The organism is Alteromonas sp. RKMC-009, assembly GCF_003584565.2.
GTDB lineage: Bacteria > Pseudomonadota > Gammaproteobacteria > Enterobacterales > Alteromonadaceae > Alteromonas.
In genome coordinates this window covers 3,634,795-3,661,651 of sequence record NZ_CP031010.1, presented here as the reverse complement: position 1 = coordinate 3,661,651, position 26,857 = coordinate 3,634,795, and the positions used below count along the sequence as shown (strand labels likewise).

Annotated in this window: 22 protein-coding genes; 9 read left to right on the top strand and 13 right to left on the bottom strand. The window is 50.4% G+C overall.

The window, feature by feature from the left end; genetic code table 11:
* Nucleotides 1-36: 36 nt before the first annotated feature.
* Together lptG and lptF are read right to left on the bottom strand one after the other, a co-directional pair.
* Nucleotides 37-1,098, bottom strand: coding sequence for an LPS export ABC transporter permease LptG (gene lptG, locus DS731_RS16220; protein WP_119502322.1), 1,062 nt, complete (start codon nt 1,096-1,098; stop codon nt 37-39).
* On the bottom strand, nt 1,099-2,202 hold the full coding sequence (gene lptF / locus DS731_RS16215; protein WP_119502321.1) for an LPS export ABC transporter permease LptF: 1,104 nt from the start codon (nt 2,200-2,202) through the stop codon (nt 1,099-1,101).
* A 297-nt stretch (nt 2,203-2,499) separates the two neighbouring features.
* On the opposite strand from lptF, the gene pepA reads away from it, so the two are divergent.
* Genes pepA through DS731_RS16200 form a run of 3 tightly spaced genes read left to right on the top strand, consistent with a single transcriptional unit; the run spans nt 2,500 to nt 7,226 of the window.
* Nucleotides 2,500-4,005 carry a leucyl aminopeptidase gene (gene pepA / locus DS731_RS16210; RefSeq protein WP_119502320.1) on the top strand — a complete coding sequence of 502 codons (1,506 nt, stop codon included), beginning with the start codon at nt 2,500-2,502 and terminating at the stop codon, nt 4,003-4,005.
* Between the two features lie 5 nt (nt 4,006-4,010).
* Entirely contained in the window at nt 4,011-4,439 is a 429-nt protein-coding gene (locus DS731_RS16205; protein ID WP_119502319.1) for a DNA polymerase III subunit chi, read from the top strand.
* A gap of 9 nt (nt 4,440-4,448) precedes the next feature.
* The gene (locus DS731_RS16200) at nt 4,449-7,226 is read left to right on the top strand and encodes a valine--tRNA ligase (protein ID WP_119502318.1); all 2,778 of its coding nucleotides are present in this window, start codon (nt 4,449-4,451) and stop codon (nt 7,224-7,226) included.
* 68 nt (nt 7,227-7,294) lie between these two features.
* Here the strand turns inward: DS731_RS16200 and DS731_RS16195 are convergent, their stop codons facing one another.
* The 3 genes from DS731_RS16195 to DS731_RS16185 all read right to left on the bottom strand — a co-directional run bounded on the left by DS731_RS16195 (nt 7,295) and on the right by DS731_RS16185 (nt 12,130).
* Nucleotides 7,295-9,997 carry an ATP-binding protein gene (locus tag DS731_RS16195; protein ID WP_119502317.1) on the bottom strand — a complete coding sequence of 901 codons (2,703 nt, stop codon included), beginning with the start codon at nt 9,995-9,997 and terminating at the stop codon, nt 7,295-7,297.
* A 15-nt stretch (nt 9,998-10,012) separates the two neighbouring features.
* A complete protein-coding gene (locus tag DS731_RS16190; RefSeq protein ID WP_119502316.1) occupies nt 10,013-11,281 on the bottom strand; it encodes an ABC transporter substrate-binding protein in 1,269 nt (422 codons plus the stop codon).
* A gap of 114 nt (nt 11,282-11,395) precedes the next feature.
* Nucleotides 11,396-12,130 carry a choice-of-anchor H family protein gene (locus DS731_RS16185; RefSeq protein WP_150154305.1) on the bottom strand — a complete coding sequence of 245 codons (735 nt, stop codon included), beginning with the start codon at nt 12,128-12,130 and terminating at the stop codon, nt 11,396-11,398.
* Between the two features lie 181 nt (nt 12,131-12,311).
* Between DS731_RS16185 and bla the strand changes: the two genes are divergently transcribed.
* Entirely contained in the window at nt 12,312-13,043 is a 732-nt protein-coding gene (gene bla / locus DS731_RS16180; RefSeq protein ID WP_119502314.1) for a subclass B1 metallo-beta-lactamase, read from the top strand.
* An 85-nt stretch (nt 13,044-13,128) separates the two neighbouring features.
* Here the strand turns inward: bla and rraB are convergent, their stop codons facing one another.
* A complete protein-coding gene (gene rraB, locus DS731_RS16175) occupies nt 13,129-13,524 on the bottom strand; it encodes a ribonuclease E inhibitor RraB (RefSeq protein ID WP_119502313.1) in 396 nt (131 codons plus the stop codon).
* A 55-nt stretch (nt 13,525-13,579) separates the two neighbouring features.
* Complete coding sequence (locus DS731_RS16170; RefSeq protein ID WP_119502312.1) at nt 13,580-14,308, bottom strand: 1-acylglycerol-3-phosphate O-acyltransferase; 729 nt, start codon at nt 14,306-14,308, stop codon at nt 13,580-13,582.
* A 164-nt stretch (nt 14,309-14,472) separates the two neighbouring features.
* Here DS731_RS16170 and DS731_RS16165 point away from each other — a divergent pair, with 164 nt between their 5' ends.
* Nucleotides 14,473-15,642 (top strand): HD domain-containing phosphohydrolase, encoded by a 1,170-nt coding sequence (locus DS731_RS16165; RefSeq protein WP_119502311.1) that lies wholly within the window; start codon nt 14,473-14,475, stop codon nt 15,640-15,642.
* Between the two features lie 119 nt (nt 15,643-15,761).
* Here the strand turns inward: DS731_RS16165 and glnG are convergent, their stop codons facing one another.
* From glnG to glnA, 4 genes are all read right to left on the bottom strand, one after another.
* Nucleotides 15,762-17,177, bottom strand: coding sequence for a nitrogen regulation protein NR(I) (glnG, locus tag DS731_RS16160; protein WP_119502310.1), 1,416 nt, complete (start codon nt 17,175-17,177; stop codon nt 15,762-15,764).
* Nucleotides 17,170-18,255, bottom strand: a complete 1,086-nt coding sequence (gene glnL, locus DS731_RS16155) for a nitrogen regulation protein NR(II) (protein WP_119502309.1) — start codon at nt 18,253-18,255, stop codon at nt 17,170-17,172. The genes glnG and glnL overlap by 8 nt, the downstream gene beginning before the upstream one ends.
* A gap of 127 nt (nt 18,256-18,382) precedes the next feature.
* Nucleotides 18,383-18,892, bottom strand: a complete 510-nt coding sequence (locus DS731_RS16150; RefSeq protein WP_119502308.1) for a DUF4124 domain-containing protein — start codon at nt 18,890-18,892, stop codon at nt 18,383-18,385.
* A gap of 101 nt (nt 18,893-18,993) precedes the next feature.
* A complete protein-coding gene (glnA, locus tag DS731_RS16145; protein ID WP_119502307.1) occupies nt 18,994-20,403 on the bottom strand; it encodes a glutamate--ammonia ligase in 1,410 nt (469 codons plus the stop codon).
* A 568-nt stretch (nt 20,404-20,971) separates the two neighbouring features.
* On the opposite strand from glnA, the gene typA reads away from it, so the two are divergent.
* The 3 genes from typA (at nt 20,972) to DS731_RS16130 (ending at nt 24,603) form a co-directional block, all read left to right on the top strand.
* Nucleotides 20,972-22,795, top strand: a complete 1,824-nt coding sequence (gene typA, locus DS731_RS16140) for a translational GTPase TypA (protein WP_119502306.1) — start codon at nt 20,972-20,974, stop codon at nt 22,793-22,795.
* A 194-nt stretch (nt 22,796-22,989) separates the two neighbouring features.
* Entirely contained in the window at nt 22,990-23,364 is a 375-nt protein-coding gene (locus DS731_RS16135; RefSeq protein WP_119502305.1) for a response regulator, read from the top strand.
* Between the two features lie 99 nt (nt 23,365-23,463).
* Complete coding sequence (locus tag DS731_RS16130; RefSeq protein WP_119502304.1) at nt 23,464-24,603, top strand: MalY/PatB family protein; 1,140 nt, start codon at nt 23,464-23,466, stop codon at nt 24,601-24,603.
* Between the two features lie 25 nt (nt 24,604-24,628).
* Here DS731_RS16130 and DS731_RS16125 read toward each other — a convergent pair whose 3' ends face one another.
* Entirely contained in the window at nt 24,629-25,825 is a 1,197-nt protein-coding gene (locus DS731_RS16125) for an Nramp family divalent metal transporter (RefSeq protein ID WP_119502303.1), read from the bottom strand.
* A gap of 82 nt (nt 25,826-25,907) precedes the next feature.
* Between DS731_RS16125 and DS731_RS16120 the strand changes: the two genes are divergently transcribed.
* Entirely contained in the window at nt 25,908-26,564 is a 657-nt protein-coding gene (locus DS731_RS16120; protein ID WP_119502302.1) for a UPF0149 family protein, read from the top strand.
* Nucleotides 26,565-26,587: 23 nt separating this feature from the next.
* Here DS731_RS16120 and DS731_RS16115 read toward each other — a convergent pair whose 3' ends face one another.
* Nucleotides 26,588-26,806: a hypothetical protein gene (locus tag DS731_RS16115; protein ID WP_119502301.1), complete on the bottom strand. Its 219-nt coding sequence runs from the start codon at nt 26,804-26,806 to the stop codon at nt 26,588-26,590.
* Nucleotides 26,807-26,857 lie beyond the last annotated feature (51 nt).

Genomic DNA, 26,857 nt, shown 5'->3' with positions numbered 1-26,857 from the left:
TAATGTGGTCGTGACGGCAGTCTGAAAGCTTTTTTATCAGCGTCGCAGCAATAAGGTGGCCACGCCGGCAAACAGCAGGCTGGGCAGCAGGGCGGCGACAACGGGGGGTAATGAATACACCAGACTTAACGGGCCGAACACTTCATTGGTGATGAAGAAGCCAAAACCGGTAAGCACACCCATGATCACTCTGGCACCCATGGTGACGCTGCGAAGCGGACCAAAAATAAACGACAGGGCCATTAACAGCATGACTGCAATGGACACAGGCTGGAAGACTTTACGCCAGAATGCCAGCTCGTAGCGGGTGCTGTCCTGTCCGTTGCCTTTTCTGTACTGCACATAATCATACAGCCCCTGAATAGACAGTGCTTCGGGCTTAATTGCTACGATGCCTAACTTATCCGGCGTCAGTGTAGAGTTCCATTGCTGACGGGCATGGTCAGTAATATCAATGTGCTTGTCGGTAAAGCGGGTAACCGACACATCATCGAGCCACCATACTTCACCATCGTAATTGCCTTCTTTGGCCCAGGTCAGGGTGTTCAGCGTCAGGTCGCTGTTGAAATCGAAAATGCTGATATCCCGCAACGACTCGCGGGTAACCACCTGGCCGATACTGACAAAATGCTCACCGTCTTTAGCCCATGTCAGGGCATCTGAGGAGAACAGGCTGCCCCCGGAAATGGCCTCGGTGCGGATTTCCTTCGCTTTCGATTCGCTGTATGGCGTTACCCATTCACCGACCGCCATGACCAACAGGATCATGACCAGCGCCGATTTCATAGCTGAATTAATGATGTTCCAGCGGCTCAGGCCGGAGGCCTGCATAACCACCAGTTCACTGTTACTGGCCAGTAATCCCATGCCGATGAGACCGCCAAGGAGGGTCGCCATGGGAAAGAACTGTTCGAGATCCCGGGGCAGGCTGAGCAATACATACAGCCCGGCAACCACGATATCGTAATTGCCTTCACCCAGTTTTCTTAACTGCTCAACAAACTTAATGAGGGCAGACAAACCAATCAGCACGGATAAGGTTACGGTAATGGTGCCAAGCAGGGTGCGGGCAATATACAGGTCGAGAATACGAAACATCTATTTTCTCCCCAGTATACGTGCGCGCAGTTCAGTGCCGGTCCGCCGGTCCCTGACTATCAGTGTGATACCGATTATCAGCATGATGCCGTGCACCCACCACAAACCTAACTGGATAGGGATTTTGCCATCTTCCAGCACCCGGCGGCTGGCCAGCAGCAACAGGAAGTAACCGAGATACAGCAGGATCGCAGGAAACATTTTGCCAAACCGGCCCTGACGGGGATCCACCGAACTTAACGGCACAGCAATCAACACCAAAAAAGGAATGGAAAGGGGAATGGCGATACGCCATTGCAACTCTGCCCGCGCTTCAATCGAGTCGTCGCTCAGCAGTTCCATGGTCGGTAATACACTCACTTTACGGCGGGGCTCGTCCTGCTTTTCATCGGCAATCTGAATTTGATATTCATCGAAGGCAACCTTACGGTATTTCTTCTCCGTTTGCGTACCTTCGTACTGCACGCCTTCCCGCAATACCAGGTTACGGGTGCCGTCCGGGTTATTTTGAATTTGTCCGGTTTTCGCCTGTACCACCCGCACGCGGTCGGTGTTACCGTCCTGCTGGGTTTGAGACAGGAAAACCCGTTTCAAGGTATCGTCCTGACTGTCGATGTCGTGCACGAAAATAACCGCTTTCTCGTTACCGGTTTGCTGGAACCGGCCTGGCATAATAGCTGAAAAGCCCGCTTCACTTCTGGCTTTTTCGCGAAGCTGGTACTCACTTTCTGCCGCACTGGGGGCTAGATAAAGAGTAATCACACCACAAATAATCATTATGAACACAGACAGCAACAGCATCACTCTGGTGATGTACCACTCGCTTATCCCGCAGGCCCGCATAACGGTCATTTCAGAGTCGACGTAAAGCCGGCCATGAGCGAGCATAATGCCAAGATAAGCACTGATGGGCAGAACGAGAGAAGAGAGTATGGGCGCGTACAGGCCAAGGAAACCCAGCACAAGCCCGGCGGGAATATCGCCGTCTGATGCGTCGCCGAGTACACGCACGAAACGCAAAGTGACAAAAATGGCCATCAGGATAAAAAAGATGGCCATCTGTGACTTAAGCGTTTCCTTTATCAGATAACGGAATATCAGCATTCCGGCACCTCTGGAAAATTTGGATTTATAGTGAAAAAGCGCACGATGTTGAGTAAACTAACTGTTTTTACAAGTTTTGCCTGTATATCAATAACCCGATTGCATGAAAACGACGCAAATTTTTCCGTTTTCGTTACACAAGTCACAGACTATTGTAGCAGTACGGCAAACACGACAGAAAGCGTCAAACACAGTCTTATCGCTTATATGGCTGCGTATTAAAACATAAAGCAGCGCAAAACGTTATGCGAAATTATCGTCATGCAATTCACAAGATAAAAAGAGCGAGGTGTTATCGTGGAATTTAGTGTAAAAAGTGGCAGTCCGGAGAAACAACGCAGCGCCTGTATCGTGGTTGGTGTCTTCGAGCCTCGTCGCTTAACTGCGGTGGCTGAACAGCTGGATGAAATCAGTGAAGGTTACATCAGTAATCTGCTACGTCGCGGCGACCTGGAAGGGAAAGCCGGTCAGATGTTACTTCTGCATCATGTACCCAATGTATTAAGCGAGCGGGTGTTACTGGTCGGTTGCGGTAAAGAGCGTGAACTGGACGAGCGTCAGTATAAGCAAATCATCGCGAAAACCATTAAAACCCTGAATGAAACCGGCTCGATGGAGGCGGTGTGCTTCCTTACTGAACTGCACGTGAAAGGCCGTGATACCTACTGGAAAGTGCGCCAGGCGGTAGAAGCGACGCAGGATTCCCTGTACACCTTCCTGCAACTGAAAACCAAAAAGGGCGAACCCCGTCGTCCGTTACGTAAAATTGTTCTGAACGTACCTACACGCCGTGAACTTACCGTGGGCGAGCGTGCTATTGAGCATGGACTGGCGATTTCTAAAGGTGCCAGCCTTACCAAAGACGTGGCGAACATGCCGCCAAACATTTGTAACCCTGCCTACCTGTGGGAACAGGCACAGTCGCTGGCTGAAAACTACGACAGCATCAGTGCAGAAGTGGTAAATGAAGCCATGATGGCTGAGCTGGGCATGAATTCTTACCTGGCTGTAGGTCGCGGTTCTGAAAATGAATCCATGATGAGTATCATTACTCACAAAGGCGGTCCGGATGATCAGGCGCCTATCGTGCTGGTGGGTAAAGGCCTTACCTTCGACTCAGGCGGCATTTCCATCAAGCCAGGCGAAGGCATGGATGAGATGAAGTACGACATGGGCGGAGCCGCCGGTGTGCTGGGGACCATGCAAACCGTTGCTGAACTGAACCTGCCGGTTAATGTTATCGGCGTGCTGGCTGGCTGTGAAAACATGCCGGACGGCAAATCCTATCGCCCGGGTGATATTCTCACCACCATGTCCGGCCAGACTGTTGAAGTGTTAAATACCGATGCAGAAGGCCGTCTGGTGTTATGTGATGCATTAACTTACGTTGAGCGTTTTGAGCCTGAACTGGTTATCGACGTGGCAACTTTAACCGGCGCGGTGATTGTTGCACTGGGTAACCATGCAACCGGACTGATGAGCACACATAATCCGCTGGCCCATGAACTGATGAATGCCGGCGATCAGAGTTCTGACCGTGCATGGCGTTTACCTGTGTGGGATGAGTATCAGGATCAGCTGGAAAGCCCGTTTGCCGATTTCACCAACTTAGGTGGCCGCGCAGCCGGTTCTATTACTGCAGCGTGTTTCCTGTCCCGCTTCACCAAGAAATACAACTGGGCGCACATGGACATCGCCGGTACAGCGTGGCGAAGCGGCAAGAACAAAGGTGCCACCGGTCGTCCGGTACCGATGTTGTCGCAGTTCCTGATGAACCGCTCAGGCATTAAACAAGAGGACTGAGCGCAATGCCTCAGGTAACCTTCTGGCAACTCAGTGATGGTAAGGACGCGGGTGAATCCCGCGCCTGCGATCTGATTGCCACTGCATATTCTCAGCGACAGAAGTGCGTTGTATTGTGTGCAGACAAATCTTCCGCTGAAGCAGTGGATGAGCTGCTCTGGCAATTGCCGGCTGGCCGCTTTGTGCCGCACAATTTGTGCGGGGAAGGGCCGGGCGCCGGTACGCCGGTGGAAATCTGCTGGCAGGAAAATCAACTTTCCCGCCGCAATCTCATCGTCAATTTAAGCGGGGAAATGTTAAGCTCCCCGCATTCTTATCAAACGATTTATGACTTCGTGCCGGTGGCGGATGACGCCAAACAGGCGGCACGGGTTCGCTATAAACAATATCAGCAGGCTGGCTGCCAGTTGCAGTTTAAATCTGCTGACAGTTGAGAGTAAGTAATGGATAAAACCTTCGAACCGCAATCCATTGAGCAGCAATGCTACGAAAAATGGGAAGCAGCAGGCTATTTCAAGCCATCCGGACACGGTGACCCGTATTGTATTTTACTGCCGCCACCAAACGTAACAGGCAGTTTGCACATGGGCCACGGCTTCCAGCAAACTATCATGGACGCGTTAACCCGTTATCACCGCATGAAGGGCGACAACACTTTATGGCAGGTGGGTACGGACCACGCGGGTATCGCTACCCAGATGGTGGTAGAGCGCCGTCTGAATGCTGAAGGCAAGACCCGTCACGATTTAGGCCGTGAAGCCTTTATCGACAAGATCTGGGAATGGAAAGAAGAGTCCGGTGGCACTATCACCAGGCAGATGCGCCGTCTGGGCACGTCTACCGACTGGGACCGTGAAGTGTTCACCATGGACGACAATTTGTCCAAAGCGGTAACAGAAGTTTTTGTTCGCTTGCATGAAGAAGGTTTGATTTACCGCGGTAAGCGTCTGGTTAACTGGGATCCGGTACTGCACACAGCGGTTTCTGACCTTGAAGTACTGAACGAAGAAGAAGCCGGCCACATGTGGCACATGCGCTATCCGCTAGCTGACGGTTCCGGTGAACTGGTCGTGGCAACTACCCGTCCTGAAACCATGCTGGGCGATACGGCTGTTGCGGTTCATCCTGATGACGAGCGTTATCAGTCCATGATAGGCAAGGAAATACGCCTGCCAATTACCGGTCGCTTGATCCCTATTATCGCCGATGATTATGTGGATCCGGAATTCGGCACCGGCTGCGTGAAAATCACCCCGGCACACGATTTCAACGATTACGACATGGGTAAGCGTCATAGCCTGCCGATGATCAACCTGTTCACCGACGACGCAAAGATTAACGATGAGGCCCCTGAAGCTTATCGCGGTCTTGACCGTTTTGACGCCCGTAAGCAAATTGTTGCTGATCTGGACGCCGAAGGTCTGCTGGTGAAAGTGGTTGATCACAAACTTAAAGTGCCCCGCGGCGACCGTACCGGTGCAGTTATTGAACCCTATCTGACTGACCAGTGGTACGTTGCCGTTGAATCGCTGGCAAAGCCTGCGGTTGAAGCGGTGGAAAGCGGTGAAATCCGCTTTATCCCTGAGAACTGGAATAAAACTTACTACCAGTGGATGAACAACATTCAGGACTGGTGTATTTCCCGTCAGCTGTGGTGGGGACACCGCATCCCGGCATGGTACGACAATGAAGGTAATGTATTCGTTGGCCGTGACGAAGCGGAAGTGCGGAGTCGCTACAAGCTGGAAGACGCCGTTGAACTGAAACAGGACAATGATGTACTGGATACCTGGTTCTCTTCTGCGCTGTGGCCGTTTGCGACCATGGGCTGGCCGGAAGAAACGCCGGAACTGGATACGTTTGTACCATCGTCAGTGCTGGTCACCGGTTTTGACATCATTTTCTTCTGGGTGGCCAGAATGATCATGATGACGAAGAAATTCACTGGCAAGATCCCGTTCAAAGATATCTACATTACCGGTCTTATCCGTGATGAGAACGGCGACAAAATGTCGAAGTCGAAAGGTAACGTGCTGGACCCTATCGATTTGATTGACGGTATCGATCTGGAATCACTGGTGACCAAGCGCACATCAGGCATGATGCAGCCGCAATTGGCGAAGAAGATTGAGAAGAACACCCGCAAACAGTTCCCTGACGGCATCAATGCCTACGGTACGGATGCGCTGCGCTTCACCTTCGCCGCAATGGCGTCAACCAGCCGTGATATCAACTTCGATATGGGCCGCGTTGAGGGTTACCGTAACTTCTGTAACAAGATCTGGAACGCGTCACGCTTTGTACTGATGAACACCGAGACCGAAGATACCGGTCGTGACGGTGGTGAACTGGTACTGAGTCTGGCGGATCAGTGGATCTGGGCACAATTCCAGAAAACCCTGAAAGAGTTTGAATCGGCGCTGGCTGATTACCGCTTCGATATCGCTGCTCAAACCGTGTACGAGTTTACCTGGAACCAGTTCTGTGACTGGTATCTGGAGCTGACCAAGCCGGTACTGAACAGTGAGGCGTCTACCGATGCTGAGAAGCGTGGTACCCGACATACGCTGATTAACGTACTTGAGCAGTTATTGCGTCTGCTTCACCCACTCATGCCGTTCATCACCGACACCATCTGGCAGCGTGTCGCGCCGCTAAGTGACGCCGGTGTGAAAGAAGGCGAGACCAGCATCATGATCCAGTCTTTCCCTGAAGTGAAAGCGGAACGTGAGAACGACAAGGTACTGGCCGATATCGAGTGGCTGAAGCGTTTCATCATCGGTATCCGTAATATCCGTGGTGAAATGGACATTTCTCCTAACAAGCCGCTAAACGCTATTCTGCGTAATGTGAGTGAGCAGGATCAGGCCCGTCTTGATTTGGCCGCTCCGTTCATCGATAAGCTGGCGAAGCTGGAATCTGTTACCACGTTAAAAGCGGGTGAACAGGCGCCGGCCAGTGCCACCGCGCTGGTGGGAGAGATGGAAATTCTTATCCCAATGGCAGGTCTGATTGACAAAGACGCTGAGCTTGCCCGTATCGCCAAGGCGATGGGTAAAGCAGAGCAGGACGTTGCCCGTGCTCAGGGTAAGCTGGCAAACGAGAAGTTTGTAAACAGTGCACCGGAAGCGGTAATTGCCAAAGAACGTAGTAAGCTGGAAGAAGCTGAAACGGCGTTGGCAAAACTGAAAGAACAGCACGCCACAATCAGCGCGTTATAAGCGCATTTCCAAAGTAGTAAAAAAGGAGCGGAAACGCTCCTTTTTTGATCCTGCTAAAATGCTGATTGCTATTTATGCTGACTGTTATTGCGTGCAGATTGTCCGCCGGACTCGGCCTGTAAAAAACGTTTCAGCATGGAGGCCAGCGCTGCACGTTTTAGCGGCTTGGTGAGATAATCCGTCATGCCGTGACGCATCGCCTGCTGGGCATCTTCTTTCATGGCGTTGGCCGACAAGCCAATGATGGGCAGTTCACTTAAGCCTTTCTGGCGAATTTTGCGGGTGGCTTCGTAACCGTCCATTACCGGCATCTGAACGTCCATAAGCACCAGGTCGTATACCGGCGCATTATTGATTTTAGTTACAGCCTGCAAACCGTCTTCGGCAATATCGAAGGTGAGACCAAGTGAAGACAACATCTCTCCGGTGACCACCTGGTTTATATTGTTGTCTTCTACCAGCAGAATGTGACCTTCCAGCATGGTGGATTCATCCGGCACCTCAGTTGACTGTTCAAAATCTTCTATGCCGGCAAGGCGGAACACAAACCGGCGGTACTGTGCCGGTGTAAACGGATGAAGCAGAACCGGACCTTTCCATTGACTAAGAATTTTCTCCTGCAATTGCCCGGTCTGGGTTTCCATGACAATGCCCACAGGAATACTTTGCCGCTCTATCAGCGATAACTGCGGTAGCAGGGATTTGAATTCTGCATAGGTAGCAATTTCAACCAGCACGGCAGGCGGCACGCCCACGTCATTTTTCACCATGGCAAGGGGCTGACGGGCAGAGCGAAGATTCAACAATTCAATATAGGCTGCCGGCAGCAACGGCTTGTCGGAATAATAACAGCTGCCCAGCGGCAACTGGGGCAAATCAGCAAGAATACCTTTCTGACCGGACTGTATTTTCATGGGTAAGGTGATCACGAAAGTAGAACCGTGATTGGGCATTGATGTGACTTTCAGTTTACCGGCCATCAGTTCGGTAAGCTGTTTCACAATCGTCAGTCCCAGTCCGGAGCCGCCGAATTTACGGTTGGTCGAACCGTCAGCCTGCGTAAACGGCTGGAAGATGCGGTCAACCTGCGACTGGGTCATGCCAATACCGGTATCTTCGACTTCTATGCGCAGAACCACTTTATCACCCTGCTGGTTCACCATGCCTTTAATGGTGACATTAATCGCTCCCTGCTGGGTGAACTTCACGGCGTTGGTACAGATGTTCATGAGAATTTGAGATAACCGCAGAGGGTCGCCCACTATACGTGGTGGCAGTTTGGGATCGACCTCCAGATGAACGCTGAGATTCTTCTCCTGCGCCCGCAAACTCACCACCGCCAGCAGATTATCCAGAATGGAGTGCAGTGAGAAGCTGACGTTTTCCAGTTCCAGCTTGCCGGCTTCAATTTTCGAGAAATCAAGAATGTCGTTAATCACACTGACAAGGATTTGGCTGGAGTAAGAGGCTTTGTCCAGATAGTCCTTCAGCATGGCTGACATGGGTTGTTGATGAGCCAGTTCCAGCAGGCCGATGATGCCGTTAAGCGGCGTGCGGATCTCATGGCTCATGTTAGCCAGGAAAATACTCTTAGAGGCGGTGGCCTGTTCTGCTTTCTTCTTGGATTCGGCGAGTTCTTTGTTTAATGCTTCCTGCTGGACGTTCAGTTGCTGGGCATTTTTCAGCAGAGAGCGGGTCTGCTCATTTTTGTCTTTAAATACGCTGGCTGCTTTGGCCAGTTTGCCGATTTCGTCTTTACGGTCGAGATCGGGCAATACATCTACCTGCTTACCGTCTGCCAGCTGATTAAACACAGAAGTAATGGAGCGGATAGGGCTGAGGACCCGGCGCACAGTAAAAATAGCGAAGGCGAAGGCGAGAATGATGGCGATAACAGAGTATATTTCACCGTTAAGCCGCGCCCCGATAGCGGCATTCTGCGCATTGCGGTTAATCAGATTGGTGCGGGCATTTACCCGGTCGGCAAGCTCGCGGCTGAGATACAGAAACTCGTTAGCCGAGCCGGCCATGACCACATTAACCAGAAACATATTGCTTTGGGTTATCTGGGTCAGCCGTAAAAAGCGTTCTTCCAGACGTTGAATATGCTCGCGGATTGCTACTTCGTTAGCGGATGACTCACTTTCCAGCAGGGAATAAACTGGTGCCAGTGACGCATTAAACTCGGAGATATTTTGCTGTGCCGGTGATACCAGATAACGCAATGCGGCATTCTCGGCTTCTGTTACATGCATTTTTAGCTGGTCAATTTTTGCCGCCGGCATCTCACGTTTTTCCGCGACTTCCTGCAACAAGCTCTCAATTTGTCTGACGACGACCAGTGAACCTGAGTCAATGAGCTGGTCCCGGCGGTGGCGGTCATCCACTACCGCATGAAAGTTCTCTTTATAAGACACCAGATGAGTACGCATGCGTTCCAGAATGTCATCTTCTGTATATTCATAGGTTGAAGAGATGGAAGAGGTCTCAAGGGCTTCCAGCTTGTCAGTGATGGAAATCATCAGGCGCTCAAAACGGGTTACCGCAGACGGGCTGGCGGTTTCACGGAAAATCAGTACGTTGCGCTGAAGATCCACCACATCTCTTTCCAGTTCACCTACGATGCCCACATCAATCACCGCCTGGCGGGTATTATTCATGCCTTCGGTTAAAACCTGCTCGTTGGCACGGCCGAGAAAACCCTGCACAAGGATCAGTCCGATCATGATGATCAGAACAGTGAGCAGTTGAATACGGATAGAATGAAACATAAAGAATGCGTACCACTAAGAAGTAATGAATTCATACCATTTCTGCAGACTATATTCATAAGTCGGCATAACGGTATTCCAAACGGCAACATGGCCGAAACGATCTTCGTAACTGCCGCCGGAGCGTTGCTGTCCGCGATTGACAGACATTTTTCCATCCGGCCCTCTGAGCGGTTCTGAAGCTGGTAAACCTCTGTACCAGTAGTTCCATTCAGCTTCACTTAAATAAGGCTTTGAACGTTGCGGGTTTGAAATGTAATACCCCTGACGGGCAATGAAAGCACCGGGCCAGCCGGACAACCACCAGTTCATGTATTCATAGGCAGCATCTTTCACCCGGCCCTGCGTGGCAGCAGAAAGACACATCACGCCGTGCCAGCCGCGGTAACCTTCACGGGGAGCCGCAAAGCGAACGGGAATATCCTGACCATTCAAATCAGACACAGCAGGGGAGAACATACTTTCAATGGTGACCCGCTTCGTACGCATGTATTGCACCGATTCCGGTACGGAGGTCCAGAAGCCATTGAAATGCTGCAGCTGTTTAAGCTCAATCAGTAACAGGAACAGGCTGTCTAATTCTGCCCGCGTCATGGCGCCGATGTCTTCAAATTCCATGAAGCCTTTCGCTTTTGCCGCCAGGGCTAAATCAAATAACCCGATAGTCGGGTCATTCACGATACCCACTTTTCCGCTGAGTCTGGAATCCAGCAGCCAGCCCCAACTCTCATCTGCACTGTTCATATCGGCCGGTAACGCGTTTTCCAGATAGCCAAAGGAATCAACATTGTGCACGTACGGGAGGAAGCTGATTTCATCCGTGTGCTTTTCTCCCAGCGAGCCGTCGGCCTGAACGTTTATTATTTTGTGGGGAGCATCACCGGCACCGATTTTCGCTTCGGGAGAGACCTTGCCGGTCTTTGTCAGATCGTTAATTTCGTCCCAGTTACCAATACGGCGTTTATCGATGGGTTGAATGGCATTGGCCCGCCAGAGCACATTGATGCTGTTTGACCATTGCTCATATAAATCAAAGCCCTGCGGATTCATGGTGGCTTTCTGAAGTACCGTTGCACTGCCGCCGGGAGCGAACTGCAGCCGGATCCCTAAGTCTTCCATCGCCTGCTGTCTCAAGGCTTCCTGCAAGGTTACATGGGTGCCAAGCACTCTTACCAGAGGTTTCTCTTTGCCAATGGCAAAGGGGACCATGCCGGCGGTCAGCCAGCCTGCCAGAGAGCCTTTCAGCACTCGTCTTCTTGTCAGCAGTTTTTTTTGTTTGTCCATTCCGGTGGCGCTTTGTCCTGAGTCATACTTTATTGTGGCACTGAATGGACAGGTATGCCAAAAAAAGCGTTAAAACAAAGGCTGTTCTCTTTAAACAGCCCCGATAGTAGAATGCTATCTGCGTGGGCGGCGTGATACTGTTCTCCATATCCCCATGCCCAGAAGGCCGGCAAGGAAAGGCCAGTGCAGGGCTCCGCCGTGTTCTCTTACTTCCACCACGGTTTCCTGTTCAACAATGACCCGGTCGTAATCCTGACTTTCAAGGGGCACATAAGACAAGTCTGCATCGCTGGTATGATCGGCAACAGCCAACAGTTCGTTTGTCTGCGCGTCGTACAGCTCAATCATGATGTCATAGTCGAATGGACGGTAGCCGGTGATAAGGTCAGTTTCTATCACAAATTCATCGCTGGTACTTTCTCCGTAAATGTAAAACACGGATGATTCGTGTGCCGGGTAGAAATTGTCAGCATCACCCAGGTAAAGGACGGCATAAACCGGTACTTCGGCATAGACAGTATCAGCATCAAAGCTTACAGACACCGTCGTGGCATAACCGTCATAATCGGCGTCGTTGAAGCGCTCAGTCCATGCATCGTAAATCCAGAAGTCGGTATTCACAACGGCATTCACAGCTGCCCGCTTTTTACTGCTTTTTGTGGCTTTGGTAACGCTGGCCAGTGTGTCGTTTCTGATAAAGTCGCCGTCTTTCGGGGTGTACGCTTCACCGAACTGAAACTCTCTGGCTTCAGTGGTCCGTTCCGTTGTTTCTGCCAGTGCCGGCGCTTGCAGAGCGGTAATGCCCATCAGAACAAATAACGGTTTCAATGTTTGTTTCAGCATCATCATTCCTCTTGTCTTTGGCTGACTACGGGCTTAGTGTCGCCTGCGTAAACTGAACGGTTGCTGAAAGCAGTCTTAACCGCTGACAGTTTGCCCCTTTATCTGTGCATCGCAACGGGTTATCCGTAGACGGGATGTACTGGCCGGGATATAAACATGATCAGACTCATTGATTACGGAATTATTCATGGTGCGGTTCGTTAAACTGACGGCGTTGCTGGTGTGGGGATTGTCTGCTTTCGCCCTGCACGGGGAAGAAATACCGGAGCAAAAGGCAATGCAGTTGTTACCTTTGTCGGATGATGTGTGGCTGCATCTGTCATACAAGGAGGTAGACGGATTCGGGCTGGTGGAGTCCAACGGCGTGATTATTCTGTCTGAACAGGGCAGCATTATTATCGATACGCCGTGGACGGAGCAGGATACCGCGGAGCTACTGAACTGGGCCGCAGCACGTGGTATGCCTGTAACAACGTCGTTTTCCAGTCACTCCCATGAAGACCGTACCGCGGGCATTGGTTTGCTGAACAGCAAAGGCATAGATACACATGCGTCGAAAATGACTAATGCTATTCTTGAGGAGCAGGGCAAGCCACTGGCAAAACAGGAAATTACCGGTACAACCTATGCTCTGGCAGAAGGTGTTGAAGTGTTCTACCCGGGCCCTGGACATGCGCCGGATAACAGTGTGGTCTGGCTGGCCGGAGCAAACATTCTGGTGGGCGGATGTCTTATCCGCAGCGCAGAAACGGATAGTTTAGGTTATACCGGTGATGCCAGTCCGGAAGAGTGGGGGCCGTCAGTGCAGAAGGTATTAGCCAGATACCCTGAGGCGAAAATCGTGTTGCCGGGCCACGGACTGCCGGGAACCCGGGCGTTGCTGCACCATACTATCTCATTGACAGAAGGTGGTAACTGATCAGCGCGACATCGTTGCTGAACAAAAAAGCCGGTGATACTTCATGCAGTATACACCGGCTTCTGTTGATGAGTCAGACAACGTATCAGTCGTCGTAATCCTCATCGTCTTCGTCTGCTTCTTCGTCGCGGGGCATAAAATAAGTGCCCCAGCCGTCGTAGTGCACATCGCACTTATCAGCAATTTTCAGCAGCGCATCTGTGTCTTTGTCCAGCGCTTCCTGTTCCAGCTCACGCTCAACAATCGCGTCAAAACAGAAAATAGTACCGCCGTCGTCTAATACCAACTCCTCTGCATCAGACACTTCGAAACCGGCTTTGAACGCATCTACGGCTGCTTTTTCCAGTTTATCGAAATCATTGGAAGCAAGGTGATGCTCAATGGTGTACACCGCATCCGCCTGACTGCCGTCTTCCAGCAGTGCCTCTATGGTTTCCTGGTTAAACGCGTACCATTCTTCCCGTTCATCAAACTGATTCATGTTATCTCTCAAAAACGTCAACTTGCCCTAGTGTAATTAACTGAACGGCAGGATGCTATCTCTTTGCAGATTCAATTTGTGCCACTTCTTCGTTAAGACGGGCGAACTTCTCTTCCATGGCTTTATGGAAATGTTCCGTCCAGCCTTTCGGGGAATGCTCGCGGGTAAGCTCTACCGGCGCATCAATATCGATAAGCACCACACCGTTGTTCCAGCGGTTCCACTTTACTTTTTCGTGTAAATCGCTGGCAGTAACCATGACAACCGGTACTTTAACAGCCTGAGCCAGCCAGAATGCGCCGGATTTAAAGGGCAGTAAACCTCTGCCGTAGCTTCGTGTGCCTTCCGGAAATACCCACACGGATGTCCCTTTTTCGCGGATTTTCTTACCAGCGATTTTTAACGTATCCCGCGCTTTACCGCTGTTCTTCCGGTCAATCATAATGTTGCCCGATAACCAGTAAATCTGTCCGAATACGGGGATCCACTTCAGGCTCTTCTTACCGATAGTCACCACGCCGGGCAGAGCCGCCTTACAAATGGTGATGATGTCGTAACTGCTCTGGTGATTGGCGATTAACACGTACGGGGTGTCTTCCTTCACCGCATCACTTTTCCGGACAATGATTTTAAGCCCCATAATCCGGGACATCTGCGCATAAGCGTTGCCGGCGAAATGAACATTATTCTTGTGAAAAGGGCGAAGCACGCAAACCACTAAAACAACGATGTTTATCAGAATGAATGCGAAAAAGAGCGCGATTACGCGAAGAATTGCTAACACTACTGTTCCTGTTTTATGTTTTGCCGCGAAGTATACGGGATTGAGAGCAGTTCAGTTATCCGATCAGTCTGAAAATTTAGCCAAAAGAACACTATTGCCGATTAGCGAAACTGCCGATCAGATGATATAACTTAAATACATGCTTAATGCGGTAACCAGATAAAATGCAGACGTTTACACCGGAAGAACTTGAAGAAGATATCCTCAGTGACCTGATGGAGGAAATCAACGAACTTTATGAATCCAGCGAACAAACCCTCATAGAGCTGGAATTGCGTCCGGAAGATAATGAACTGCAACGCAGCCTGTTCCGTTCTATCCACACCATCAAAGGTGACCTGGGGCTGGTTAATTTCAGTCCGATGATCCCTTTGCTTCAGCACGTTGAAGATTTGCTGGATTTTCTGCGTAAAGGGCAGATTAACTACACCAGTACCATGAGTGACCTGGTGTTGCTGACCATGGACAGGGTGAAAAGCTTTGTTCAGGATGTGATGAATGCCGGTTGTGCTGAATACGACGGCAATCTTCATGAACAGCTGGTGCTGGCGATCACGCGGATCACGCCGGACAACCATGCTGATCATGACAAACTGCTGGCTGATGCGGTATTGCTGCTAAATCCGGATCTGGACATTGATACCGGTGAATATGCCGGTACAGAGGATAAGGCTGTAGCGGAAGGCGAAAAGCCACCTGCAAAACCCCCGCAGACGGTAGCGAATACCGGAATACTGAAAGGTTTGAGTGCCGAAAAACGGGCCGATATGCTGTTTTTCCGTGACCTTATGCAAACCATCGAACACCGTTCTAATTACTGGGCCGGGCGTGGCGACCGGATTGCAAAGCTGGCGTTATACATCAATCATGAAGCAGGCAGTCCCATCGATGACGATCAGTTGTCTGTTGCCTGTTACGTGCACGATTTTGGTATGGCGTTCATGCCGTTGCACCTGCTTAACAAAACAGACCCGTACACTGACGCCGAGTTTAATCTCATGCGTTCTCACGTGTACAAAAGCTCCCGATTACTGGAGCATCTCGATCAGTGGGATCACGCCCGAAAAATTGTGATGCAGCACCATGAAAGGGTAGATGGCAGTGGCTATCCGCTGGGCCTGAAAGAAGATGATATTTGTGACGGTGCTAAACTGCTGGCCATTCTCGATACCTACGATGCCATGACCCACTCACGGGCACATAATCAGGACTCGCGGATGTCTAAAAAGCAGGCGGTCATTGAACTGAACCGGGCTGCCAAAGGGCAGTTCAGCATGAAATGGGTGCGGCATTTTAATCAGGCCATGACGAGCCTGCTGACGAAGAATCCGTAATTTCCTTCACGGCGTAGTCGCCTGAACAGTGAATTTATTCATGTAAAAAGCCCGGTGCAGAACTTCTGCACCGGGCTTTTTTATTTGAGAAAACCGCGGAGACTTGCGTCTGGCGTTATTCAGCCGTTCACATCCAGCTCTTTAAGCTTGCGGGTCAGCGTGTTCCGACCCCAGCCAAGACGCTTGGCGGCATCCTGTTTGTGGCCATGAGTGTAACTGAGTGCACGTTCCAGCATGATTTTCTCAAACGTGAGCATGGCGTCATTCAGGATATTGTAGTGTCCTTCACGAAGCTGACTGTCGGTCCATCTTGCCAGTAATTCAGGCCAGTCGCCGGTAGCGGTACCGCCGCTTTTCTCGATAGTGCCCTCTGAGTGGATTTCCGGCGGCAGATCGCCGGGTAAAACTTCCTGTCCGCTCGCCATAACGGTAAGCCAGCGGCACACGTTCTCCAGCTGACGTACGTTACCAGGCCAGGGCAGGCGGGTCATCAGCTTCTCTGCATCTTTACTCAGCGACTTGGTTTCCACATCCAGTTCCTTCGCAGCACGGCGCAGGAAGTGTCTTGCCAGCAGAGGAATATCTTCACGGCGCTCTGCCAGCGACGGAATGTGGATACGGATAACGTTCAGGCGGTGAAATAAATCCTCACGGAACTTACCTTCTGCCACCCGTTTTTCCAGATTCTGGTGGGTTGCAGCGATGATCCGTACATCAACAGTCACCGACTGATGTCCGCCGACGCGATAAAATTGTCCGTCAGCCAGTACCCGTAACAAACGGGTCTGAACGTCCAGCGGCATATCACCAATTTCATCAAGGAAAAGGGTACCGCCGTTTGCCTGCTCAAAACGGCCCTGACGGGCAGTTTGTGCGCCGGTAAACGCCCCTTTTTCGTGACCGAAGAGTTCCGATTCCACCAGGTCTGCCGGAATGGCTGCCATATTCAGTGCAATGAACGGATTGGCCGCCCGTGGGCTGTGACGGTGCAGGGCATGAGCAACCAGCTCTTTACCTGTACCGGACTGACCATTAATCAGCACGCTGATGGAGGAGCGGGACAACCGGCCGATGGCGCGGAAAACTTCCTGCATAGCCGGCGCTTCACCGATAATTTCAGTAACCGCTTCATCCTGAGGCACCTGATTTTGCCGGCTCTGTTCCCGTGCATGGGCCAGCGCCCGCTGCACCAGCGTAACGGCTTCGTCGATATCAAAGGGTTTTGGCAGGTATTCAAACGCACCACTCTGGTAGGCATTTACTGCGCTGTCTAAATCAGAATGCGCGGTCATGATGATGACCGGAATGAGCGGGTCAGTATTATGTACTTCCCCCAGCAGTGTCATGCCGTCCATCTGAGGCATACGGATATCTGACACGATAACCTCAGGGCGCTGGCCACTTTGTAATTGCAGTAAAAGATCTTCAGGATTCTCAAAACTCAAACATCCGATATTGGCTGCCTGTAATGCCTTTTGCAGAACCCAGCGGATTGAGCTGTCGTCATCTACAATCCATACGGATTCATTATTCATTATCCGACTCCTTTCTGGGGACAGGGAGATATAGCGTAAATTCGGTGTGGCCCGGATGGCTGTCTACCTCAATTTTTCCGCCGTGGTGATTTATTAATGTTTGTGCAATAGACAGGCCCAGCCCGCTTCCGTTTTGCTTGCTGCTGACCATGGGATAGAAAAGGGTGTCTCTGATTGCGGCGGGAATACCCGGTCCGTTATCAATGATCTGGATTTTGGCCACCAGAGAGTGCCGCTTACCCAAAATGGTCATTTGTCTGTCTATACGGGTAACAAGCCGTATTTGCGGTGACGGTGTTTTCGCTTCTGTGAGCGCTTGAACACTGTTTCTTAAAATGTTCAGCACCGATTGCTGAATCATGTCCTGGTCTACTTTCAGATCCGGAATACTCGGGTCGTAATCGCGGATGATAGTGATTGGGTTATCTGAGTCGACCCTCATCAGGCTGCGCACTTTCTCAAGCGCCTGATGGAGATTACTCCACTCAAGCCTTGGCAGCGCGTTGGGCCCGAGCAAACGGTCAACCAGGTTTCGCAGCCGGTCTGATTGCTCGATGATCATCTGCGTGAATTCATTATGGTCGGGATTTGTCAGCTCTTTTTCCAGCAACTGGGCGGCACCGCGAATTCCCCCTAAGGGATTTTTAATTTCATGGGCGAGGCCGCGGATCAGTTCTCTGGCGGCATCGTGCTGAGCATTTTGTTGATTTTCTCTGGAGATGCGGCGTTGCTGATCGATACGGCGCACCTCAAACATCAGTTTAGGGCCGTCATCGGTATTCAGGTTAGTGACCGTGAGATCAGACAATACACAACGCCCGTCTTTGAAGCACAGACGTAAATCGTTTTCAGTAAAGTCTTCGCCACGACGAATGGCCGCCCGCAAACGGGCATCATTGATGGCGTTCGGCGCAAAAAAGTCCGATAGCTTGTGTCCGGAGAGCTGCTTCACCCCAGTCTCGAACAACGCTTCCCCTGCGTGATTGGCATAAACGATTTGCAACCGCTCGTTGACCATTACCAACGCTGTGTTCAGGTTGTTCAATAAATGGTTTGTTTCAAACTCGGTGGCTTGCATGCCGAGCATTCCTCATTTGCACTTTTATGGTGCATTATAGTTTAACGCGTTCAAACGGTGTTGATTGCACCAAAATAAAATTTTCTGATGAACCCGCATGGTGCGCTGGCTGCGCCACCATAGAACGCTAATTGTTATTGATAAACACTGATGCCTGATGCAAATAAAGTGTTTGCTGAGGAGATGATGCAAGAGTCTTGCCCTTATTATCAATTATGTCTATATGATAAGTATGGGCGCCGCGGTTAATGCCGGTGAGGTTGAACTTACCGCTACTGTTGATGCGGGTTGGCTGGCCGTCGAAAGTAAGACGGTAGCGGCCACGGAAGGCCGGGGTGGTAGCGGCCGTTATAGAAAACTGACCGTTGTTATTACGGATTGTGGCTTCCGGTTCCGGAGAGGTAATGGATACTTTATAGTCGGGTTGAGTATCGCGGGATTGTGTTTGTTGCGTCGCTTTGATGTCTGGGCTGTCTGCAACGTTACTGGTATTGGCTTCGAACTCAAGGGTCTCTGCGCCGTCCTGTGGCACGTCTGTATACAGAACGGTACCGTCTTCTTTCACGACTTTATAAATTGTTTGAGAATGTACTGAAGGCACAAATAAAGCGGTGACAAGCAAAATGCGAAGTATCATCGGACACCATTTTCACAAAGAAAGAATTCTCAGTCTAGCAAAAGCCGGGACGAAAAAAAGCCCGCAGATGCGGGCTTTTTCAAATCAAATCAGCGAATGGCTTATACGCTGTAGTACATGTCGAACTCAACAGGGTGAGTAGACATGTTCAGCTTAGTCACTTCTTCAGACTTCAGACCGATGTATGCATCGATCATGTCGTCAGTCATAACGCCACCAGCTTTCAGGAAGTCACGGTCGTTGTCCAGCGCTTCCAGAGCCATTTCCAGTGAGCTGGCAACAGTTGGGATTTCTGCTGCTTCTTCTGGAGGTAAGTCGTACAGATCTTTATCCATAGAGTCACCAGGGTGAATCTTGTTGATGATACCGTCGATACCTGCCATTAACATAGCAGTGAAGCCCAGGTAAGGGTTACCAGTCGGGTCAGGGAAACGTACTTCGATACGACGCGCTTTATCGCTTGTTACGTAAGGAATACGGATTGACGCAGAACGGTTACGTGCAGAGTAAGCCAGCATAACCGGTGCTTCAAAGCCTGGTACCAGACGCTTGTACGAGTTAGTAGAAGCGTTAGTGAATGCGTTGATTGCACGGGCGTGCTTGATGATACCGCCGATGTAGTACAGCGCTTCTTCAGACATACCTGCGTACTTGTCGCCTGCGAAGATGTTTTTGCCATCTTTAGCGATAGACTGGTGAACGTGCATACCAGAACCGTTGTCACCAACCAGAGGCTTAGGCATGAATGTCGCAGACTGACCGTATGCGTTTGCAACGTTGTGTACAACATACTTATAGATTTGAACTTCGTCAGCTTTCTTAACCAGCGTGTTGAAAGCACAAGCGATTTCGTTCTGACCAGCAGTTGCTACTTCGTGGTGGTGAGCTTCAACTACCAGACCCATTTCTTCCATAACCAGACACATTGCGCCACGGATGTCGTGTGCTGAGTCTACTGGAGGAACCGGGAAGTAACCGCCTTTTACACCAGGACGGTGAGCAAGGTTACCGCCTTCGAATTCTGCACCGGAGTTCCATTTTGCTTCAGAAGAATCGATCTTGAAGAAAGAACCTGCCATGTCAGTGTGGAATTTCACATCGTCAAACAGGAAGAATTCTGGCTCAGGGCCGAAGAAAGCAGTGTCACCTATACCAGTAGACTTCAGGAACTCTTCCGCACGACGTGCAACAGAGCGAGGGTCACGGTCGTAGCCTTCCAGGGTAGACGGCTCAACGATGTCACAACGGATGTTCACCTGAGTTTCTTCTGCAAACGGGTCAACAACAACAGACTCTGAGTCTGGCATCAGGATCATGTCTGATTCGTTGATGTGTTTCCAACCAGAAATTGAAGAACCATCAAACATCTTACCTTCTTCGAAGAACTCGTCATCGACCAGACCTGCAGGGATCGATACGTGTTGCTCCTTACCTTTTGTGTCGGTAAAGCGTAAGTCTACAAATTTAGCTTCGCTTTCTTTGATCAGCTCTAATGCCTTTTCTATTGACATCGTGTCCTCCGGATTTATTAGAATAAACGTGGAATGAACAATTTCACTCCAAAATAATTGAGAATCATTAAAGCTATTTTCATGCCACTTACATGAAGACGGTAAAACGCGGCTTAGCAGGCAGTAGCACAAAAATCCCTAAACGCAAATGCACTAAAGTGGTGCAGTCAAGCTCTGTTTTGGTGCGTAAGGATGTTTTATGATTCATCGGGTTCTATCGGACTGCTGAACATTATTAAGCCGTGTTTTATCCGTACCGATGTGATTCAGACCGGCGCAGAAGAATGAAGGCTGTGACAATGCAGAAATGCAGTATATGAAGATAAGAACTGATGCTTAGACTAGAACAAAGCAAACCCGGATACTAGTAGGATCATTGATAAAACATTGGAATAAATTAGATCCGCACACAATCCAGAAAAGTGTCACAAAGAAAAATAAAAAAAGATGCGCAAAGCGAAAGGAATTTCTGTACAATCCGCGCACATTTTACTATTCCGTTTTAGCAATCAAATCTGCCTGATGTTTTTCTTACATCTGCAACGCTGATTTCCAAGGCTTTGACCCAATGACCACTGATATTAATAAATTACGCAATATCGCGATTATCGCGCACGTTGACCATGGTAAAACGACTCTGGTTGACAAACTGTTACAGCAATCCGGTACGCTGGAAAGCCGTGGCGAAGCCCAGGAACGGGTAATGGACTCTAACGACATCGAGAAAGAGCGTGGTATTACCATTCTGGCGAAAAACACCGCCATTAACTGGAATGACTACCGCATCAACATCGTAGATACCCCGGGACACGCCGACTTCGGTGGTGAGGTAGAGCGTGTAATGTCGATGGCTGACTGTGTACTGCTGCTGGTTGATGCGCAGGAAGGTCCTATGCCGCAAACCCGTTTCGTAACGCAAAAAGCGTTTGCTCAGGGTCTGAAGCCAATCGTAGTAATCAATAAAATTGACAAGCCGGGCGCACGTCCTGACTGGGTAATGGATCAGGTTTTTGACCTGTTCGATAACTTAGGTGCGACTGATGAGCAGTTAGACTTCCAGGTTATCTATGCATCAGCACTGAATGGCTGGGCATCAATGGATGCAGACACTAAAGGCGAAGACATGACGCCACTGTTCCAGTTAATCGTGGATCAGGTTGAAGCGCCAAATGCAGACCCTGCCGGTGCATTCCAGATGCAGATCTCTCAACTGGACTACAACTCGTATGTTGGCGTAATCGGTGTTGGTCGTGTTAAGCGCGGTAGCGTGAAGATGAACCAGCAGGTTACTGTTGTTGGTGCTGATGGTAAGAAGCGCAACGGTAAAGTGGGTCAGGTACTGGGTTACTTAGGTCTTGAGCGTCATGAAGTCGACTCTGCAAGCGCAGGTGACATCATCGCGATTACCGGTCTGGGCGAACTGAAAATTTCTGACACTGTGTGTGACGTTAATACAGTAGAAGCCTTGCCTCCGCTGACGGTTGACGAACCAACAGTAACCATGACGTTCCAGGTAAACACATCTCCGTTTGCCGGTAAAGAAGGTAAGTACGTGACTTCACGTAACATCCTTGAGCGTCTGCAGGACGAGCTGGTACATAACGTGGCACTGCGCGTTGAAGAAACCGCTGACCCGGATAAATTCCGCGTATCAGGCCGTGGTGAACTGCACTTAGGTATCCTGATTGAAAACATGCGTCGTGAAGGTTACGAGCTGGCGGTATCACGTCCGGAAGTAATCCTGAAAGAAGTTGACGGCGAGCTGCAGGAACCGTTTGAAACACTGACTATCGACTGTGAAGACGAGCACCAGGGTTCAATCATGGAACAGCTTGGTCTGCGTAAAGCAGAAATGCGTGACATGAACCCGGATGGCAAAGGCCGTATCCGTATGGACTTCATCATTCCAAGCCGTGGTCTGATTGGTTTCCAGACTGAGTTCATGACGCTGACTTCCGGTTCAGGTTTGTTGTACCACACGTTCGACCATTACGGTCCGCACAAAGGCGGTACTATCGGTAAGCGTAAGAATGGTGTACTGATTGCCAATGCAATGGGTAAAGCACTGACTAACGCCCTGTTTAACCTGCAGGAACGTGGTCGTCTGTTCATCGGACACGGTGTTGAAGTTTACGAAGGTATGATCATCGGTATTCACAGCCGTGACAATGACCTGACAGTAAACGCCCTGAAAGGTAAGCAACTGACAAACGTGCGTGCATCAGGTACTGATGAAGCGCAAACTCTGGTTCCACCTGTGAAGATGTCTCTTGAACAGGCGCTGGAATTTATCGATGACGATGAACTGGTAGAGGTTACGCCGGTAAGCATCCGTATTCGTAAGAAGCTGCTGACTGAAAACGACCGTAAACGTGCCGGTCGTGCGAAATAAGTACTGAGTATTTTGAAAAAGCGTCCTGATGGACGCTTTTTTTTCGCCTGAAGTATTGTTTCAATCCCGGTGAATAAGACTTATTCTTCATGTTACGCCGGAGCCGGCAATGTATATGTGTACATTGAACGCCGGAATGTCCGGAAAGAGAAATAGTTCAGAGCTGCTGTAGCAATGCTGTTAAGGAGTAAAGTGTGGCTGAATACACCATCGCGGTGATAGATGATGATACGATAACGTTAGACATTGTGACCTATGCACTGGAAGAAGAGCTGGGTGCCAATGTGTTTGCTTTCAGCCGGAGTGAAATGGCGCATGACTTTTTAGTCAACCAGCCGCAGGATAATTTGTCGTTGATTATTAGTGATCAGAACATGCCCCAATACGACGGTTTGACGTTGCTGAAAGCGTGCCGTGAAGCAGGGCTGAAAACCCCCTTCATCTTACTGACGGCTGATGCCACACGTGACACGGTAATCGCAGCGAAAAAAGGCGGAGCCACCCAGTTTCTTGCCAAACCGTTTACAACAGAAAACCTGGTGCAGAAAGTTAAGCAACTGGTGGATTGAAGCTGACCGTTAATCGTTGTAGTGTTACAGGCACAAAGATATGGCCCGCAGGGGCCTTCTCTCACTCTCTTTTAGCACTGCAACACAGGAAAATCTCACGTGCCTTTCAATTTCGACGATACGCCTTCCCGTCAGGATACCTATTCTTTTAAATGGCAGAAATACGCCGGTCAGGACATCATTCCGGCATGGGTTGCCGATATGGAATTCCGTTGCGCCCCCGCCATTCTGGATGCACTCTCTTCCAGTGTTGATCACGGCATTATGGGTTATGTATTGCCGGCGCAATACAAGCCGGCAATTGAGGCTGTTCAGCGCTGGCTTGAAGACAAACACGACTGGGTAATTGATCCTGACTGGCTGGTATGGACGCCGGGCGTCGTGCCGGCATTTAACATTGCCATTAAAGCGTATTGTAAGCCCGGTGATAAAGTGATGGTGCAAACGCCCAATTATCCGCCGTTGCTGGCAGCGCCGAAAATTAACGGTATGGAGCGTGTCGATATCGGTACCGTTGACGTAGACGGCCGGCCCACACTGGATTTTGCTGAGCTGGAAACTCAGGCCGCGGATCCGAAGTGTAAGTTACTGATTCTGTGCAACCCGATGAATCCTGTCGGGAGTGTGCTGAGCCAGCAGGAGATTGATCGTGTCGCTGAGATTTGCCTGCAAAACGACGTGAAATTGTGCAGTGATGAAATTCACTGCGATTTGATCCTTGATGAAACAGTAAAGCACATTCCGGCAGGCAGAGTGGAAGCGCTGAAAGATGTCAGCGTTACCCTCATGGCTGCCAGCAAGACCTTCAACGTGGCAGGTCTGGGTGCTTCATTTGCGATTATCCCTGACCGTCAGTTGCGTCAGCAGTTCGTGCAGTCCGCAGCCGGTCACATGCCGTGGGTAAACCTCTTAGGGCTGGTGGCCACAGAAGCGGCCTTTACCCAATGTGATCAGTGGCATTCTGAATTACTGACTTACCTGAGAGGTAACCAGGCAACACTGATTGAGCAGGTGAATGCCATTGACGGTCTGAAAGTGCATCAGTCGCAGGCAACATTTCTGGCATGGATAGATGCCAGCGGGCTGGATGTGGCGAATGTGCAGAAATGGGCAGAAAGCCGGGGCGTGGGGCCATCACCCGGTGCTGACTTCCTTGCGCCGGATCATTTCCGCATTAACTTTGGTTGCAGCCGTAACATGCTGAACAATGTGCTTGGCAGACTGGCAGGTAAAGCCTGATCAGTCAGCCGGCCGGTATTGCGCCTCACAAAAACAGTGAGGCGACTTTATACAGCCCGAGACATACCACAAACAGCACGATTGCAGCACCGGTAAGGTTGCTGAACGTGCTGTTTCTGTATGTGGCAGGCAGTGATTTCCTGTTCATAACGGCTAATAAAAATACCGCAATAAAGGGCAGAAGCAGTCCGTTAGTGGCCTGAGCGAACAAGATGGCGAGTAATGGTTTAATGCCGATGCTGGCGATAATCACACCGCTCAGAATAACCACCAGCCACACCCCTTTAAATAACCGGCCTGTCATATCAGCTGGTTTACCTAAAGCGCCGCACACCGCGTAGGATGCCGCCAGAGGGGCGGTTATAGCGCTGGTGAGACCGGCTGCGAACAAACCGGCGGCAAAAAACCACTGTGCGTATTCCCCGAGTACCGGCGCAAGCTGGCGGCTCATATTACCTGCATCAAGAGATTCACTCTGTCCGTAAAACGCGGTCATCGCGGTGGCAACGATAATCATCGTAATAATGCCCCCGAACCCGATAGCAGTCACAGATTGCTTCCTGCAGGTCTTCAGAGCGGCATCGTCGTTTGTTTTCCCGTACTGCTGTGCCACAAGGCTGGCATGTAAGAACAGGTTGTACGGGACGATAGTGGTGCCTACAAGAGCCAGCACCATGGTAATCGTGCCGGCATCAAGTTGCGGATGAAGAAGTTGACTGAGCATGGCAGACCAGTCCGGACCGGCAAAAAACAGGGTGATGACAAACACCAGCGCCATGATAGCAACCAGTGACACCAGCACAGACTCAATTAATTTGTACTTTCCGGTATACAACAACAGCGCTGCAAGTGCGCCCAGGATAACAGCCCATTGAGACGTTCCTAACGGAGTAATGGCATCCAGGCCTATGGCTGCTCCGGTAAGGTTGCCGGATTCATAGGCTGCATTGCCAATACCGATAGCGGACACAATCAAAGCTGCAATGGTAATGCGTAAGACTTTATTTTCTGTCAGTGTCATTAAGGCATCCGACAAACCTTTTCCGGTTCCTGTGCCCAGCCGCGCAGCCATATCCTGCAGTACCATAGTAGCTATTACAGAAAACAGGAGTGCCCAAACAAGGTGAAAACCAAAACCTGCGCCGGCCATACTGGCCGTTGTCACTGTTCCCGGACCAATAAAAGCCGCCGCAACAATATAGCCTGATTTGTCACTCGCCATACTGCGTACTCCATTTAAGTGTTATTGTTATAGTGCATGCAGCATAACGATTCTTCGTGGTTAATCAAAGTGTTCAGAATAAATGGAAAATAACAGCACGCCGTTTTCATCATTATTTGCAGAGCCGGCTCTGGCGGCTTTGCTCCCGTCGCAATGCCATTGTCGTGGATTCATCTTCGCTGTGGCAACCAGTCCTGAAATTCCTATGCCTGAACAATGGATGCCCTGGCTGGTGGCGAATGCGCCGGTGGCGGCTTCTGATGTGTCGTTTGAACACATGGCAGAGGGCCTGATGGACGGTTTAAGGCAGAACTTGCAGGCGATGAGAAATAATACGTCGTTGCTGCCCGGAGTTTGTCAGTGGCATGACAATGCCGCAGAGCGCAAGGAGTTAACGGCATGGCTTTCCGGCTTGCTCAGCGCCCATGGCAGGCTTGAACCGGTATGGCAAAGAGCATGGCAACTGGCAGTGGCAAACCCTGAGAAAGATAAAGGCGTGAAGGGAAGCGAAGATCCTGCAAAGCGGCTGTCCCGCTGTCTTAAGTTGTTTTCAACACTGGCGAATCCCGGTCTCGCAATGGAAAGGCGTACAGATGAACAGGCAGCGGCTTTGCAGCAGCATCTTCCGCAACTGGCTGCACAGTTACCGGCGATGCTGAAAGAGTATGTTGACCTGGCCGGTGAACTGGCCGGCGTTTTGCCTGATCAGTTTGAAACTTTTGTGCAGATGAAAGAGTAGGGCGTCCGCCGGCTTGAAAAGCTTTACTTAAGTCGCTGGGCGAGATTGTGACGCATTGAGCTGATGTAACTGTTCAGTTCCACCCGCGCCGCTTCATAGGCGTCGTTGAGTTCGTCTGAATCCGGTTCTTTCAGAAGTGCCTGAAAAGCCTCATCGGTCTTTTCCAGTAAGGACTTCAAATGTTCGTTACTCACATCCATGTCTTGGTTTGCCTTGTCACGTTTCCGGAGAAAATTCGCCACAAAATTGCTTCCTTTAATTTTATGACAACGATATCGCTTAGGATAAAGCGG

Bases quoted from the DNA above. Each gene is read 5' to 3' on its own strand.
- lptG (WP_119502322.1), bottom strand. From the start codon at position 1,098: ATGTTTCGTATTCTCGACCTGTATATTGCCCGCACCCTGCTTGGCACC.
- lptF (WP_119502321.1), bottom strand. From the start codon at position 2,202: ATGCTGATATTCCGTTATCTGATAAAGGAAACGCTTAAGTCACAGATG.
- DS731_RS16205 (WP_119502319.1), top strand. From the start codon at position 4,011: ATGCCTCAGGTAACCTTCTGGCAACTCAGTGATGGTAAGGACGCGGGT.
- DS731_RS16200 (WP_119502318.1), top strand. From the start codon at position 4,449: ATGGATAAAACCTTCGAACCGCAATCCATTGAGCAGCAATGCTACGAA.
- DS731_RS16195 (WP_119502317.1), bottom strand. From the start codon at position 9,997: ATGTTTCATTCTATCCGTATTCAACTGCTCACTGTTCTGATCATCATG.
- DS731_RS16190 (WP_119502316.1), bottom strand. From the start codon at position 11,281: ATGGACAAACAAAAAAAACTGCTGACAAGAAGACGAGTGCTGAAAGGC.
- DS731_RS16185 (WP_150154305.1), bottom strand. From the start codon at position 12,130: ATGATGATGCTGAAACAAACATTGAAACCGTTATTTGTTCTGATGGGC.
- bla (WP_119502314.1), top strand. From the start codon at position 12,312: ATGGTGCGGTTCGTTAAACTGACGGCGTTGCTGGTGTGGGGATTGTCT.
- rraB (WP_119502313.1), bottom strand. From the start codon at position 13,524: ATGAATCAGTTTGATGAACGGGAAGAATGGTACGCGTTTAACCAGGAA.
- DS731_RS16165 (WP_119502311.1), top strand. From the start codon at position 14,473: ATGCAGACGTTTACACCGGAAGAACTTGAAGAAGATATCCTCAGTGAC.
- glnG (WP_119502310.1), bottom strand. From the start codon at position 17,177: ATGAATAATGAATCCGTATGGATTGTAGATGACGACAGCTCAATCCGC.
- glnL (WP_119502309.1), bottom strand. From the start codon at position 18,255: ATGCAAGCCACCGAGTTTGAAACAAACCATTTATTGAACAACCTGAAC.
- DS731_RS16150 (WP_119502308.1), bottom strand. From the start codon at position 18,892: ATGATACTTCGCATTTTGCTTGTCACCGCTTTATTTGTGCCTTCAGTA.
- glnA (WP_119502307.1), bottom strand. From the start codon at position 20,403: ATGTCAATAGAAAAGGCATTAGAGCTGATCAAAGAAAGCGAAGCTAAA.
- typA (WP_119502306.1), top strand. From the start codon at position 20,972: ATGACCACTGATATTAATAAATTACGCAATATCGCGATTATCGCGCAC.
- DS731_RS16125 (WP_119502303.1), bottom strand. From the start codon at position 25,825: ATGGCGAGTGACAAATCAGGCTATATTGTTGCGGCGGCTTTTATTGGT.
- DS731_RS16120 (WP_119502302.1), top strand. From the start codon at position 25,908: ATGGAAAATAACAGCACGCCGTTTTCATCATTATTTGCAGAGCCGGCT.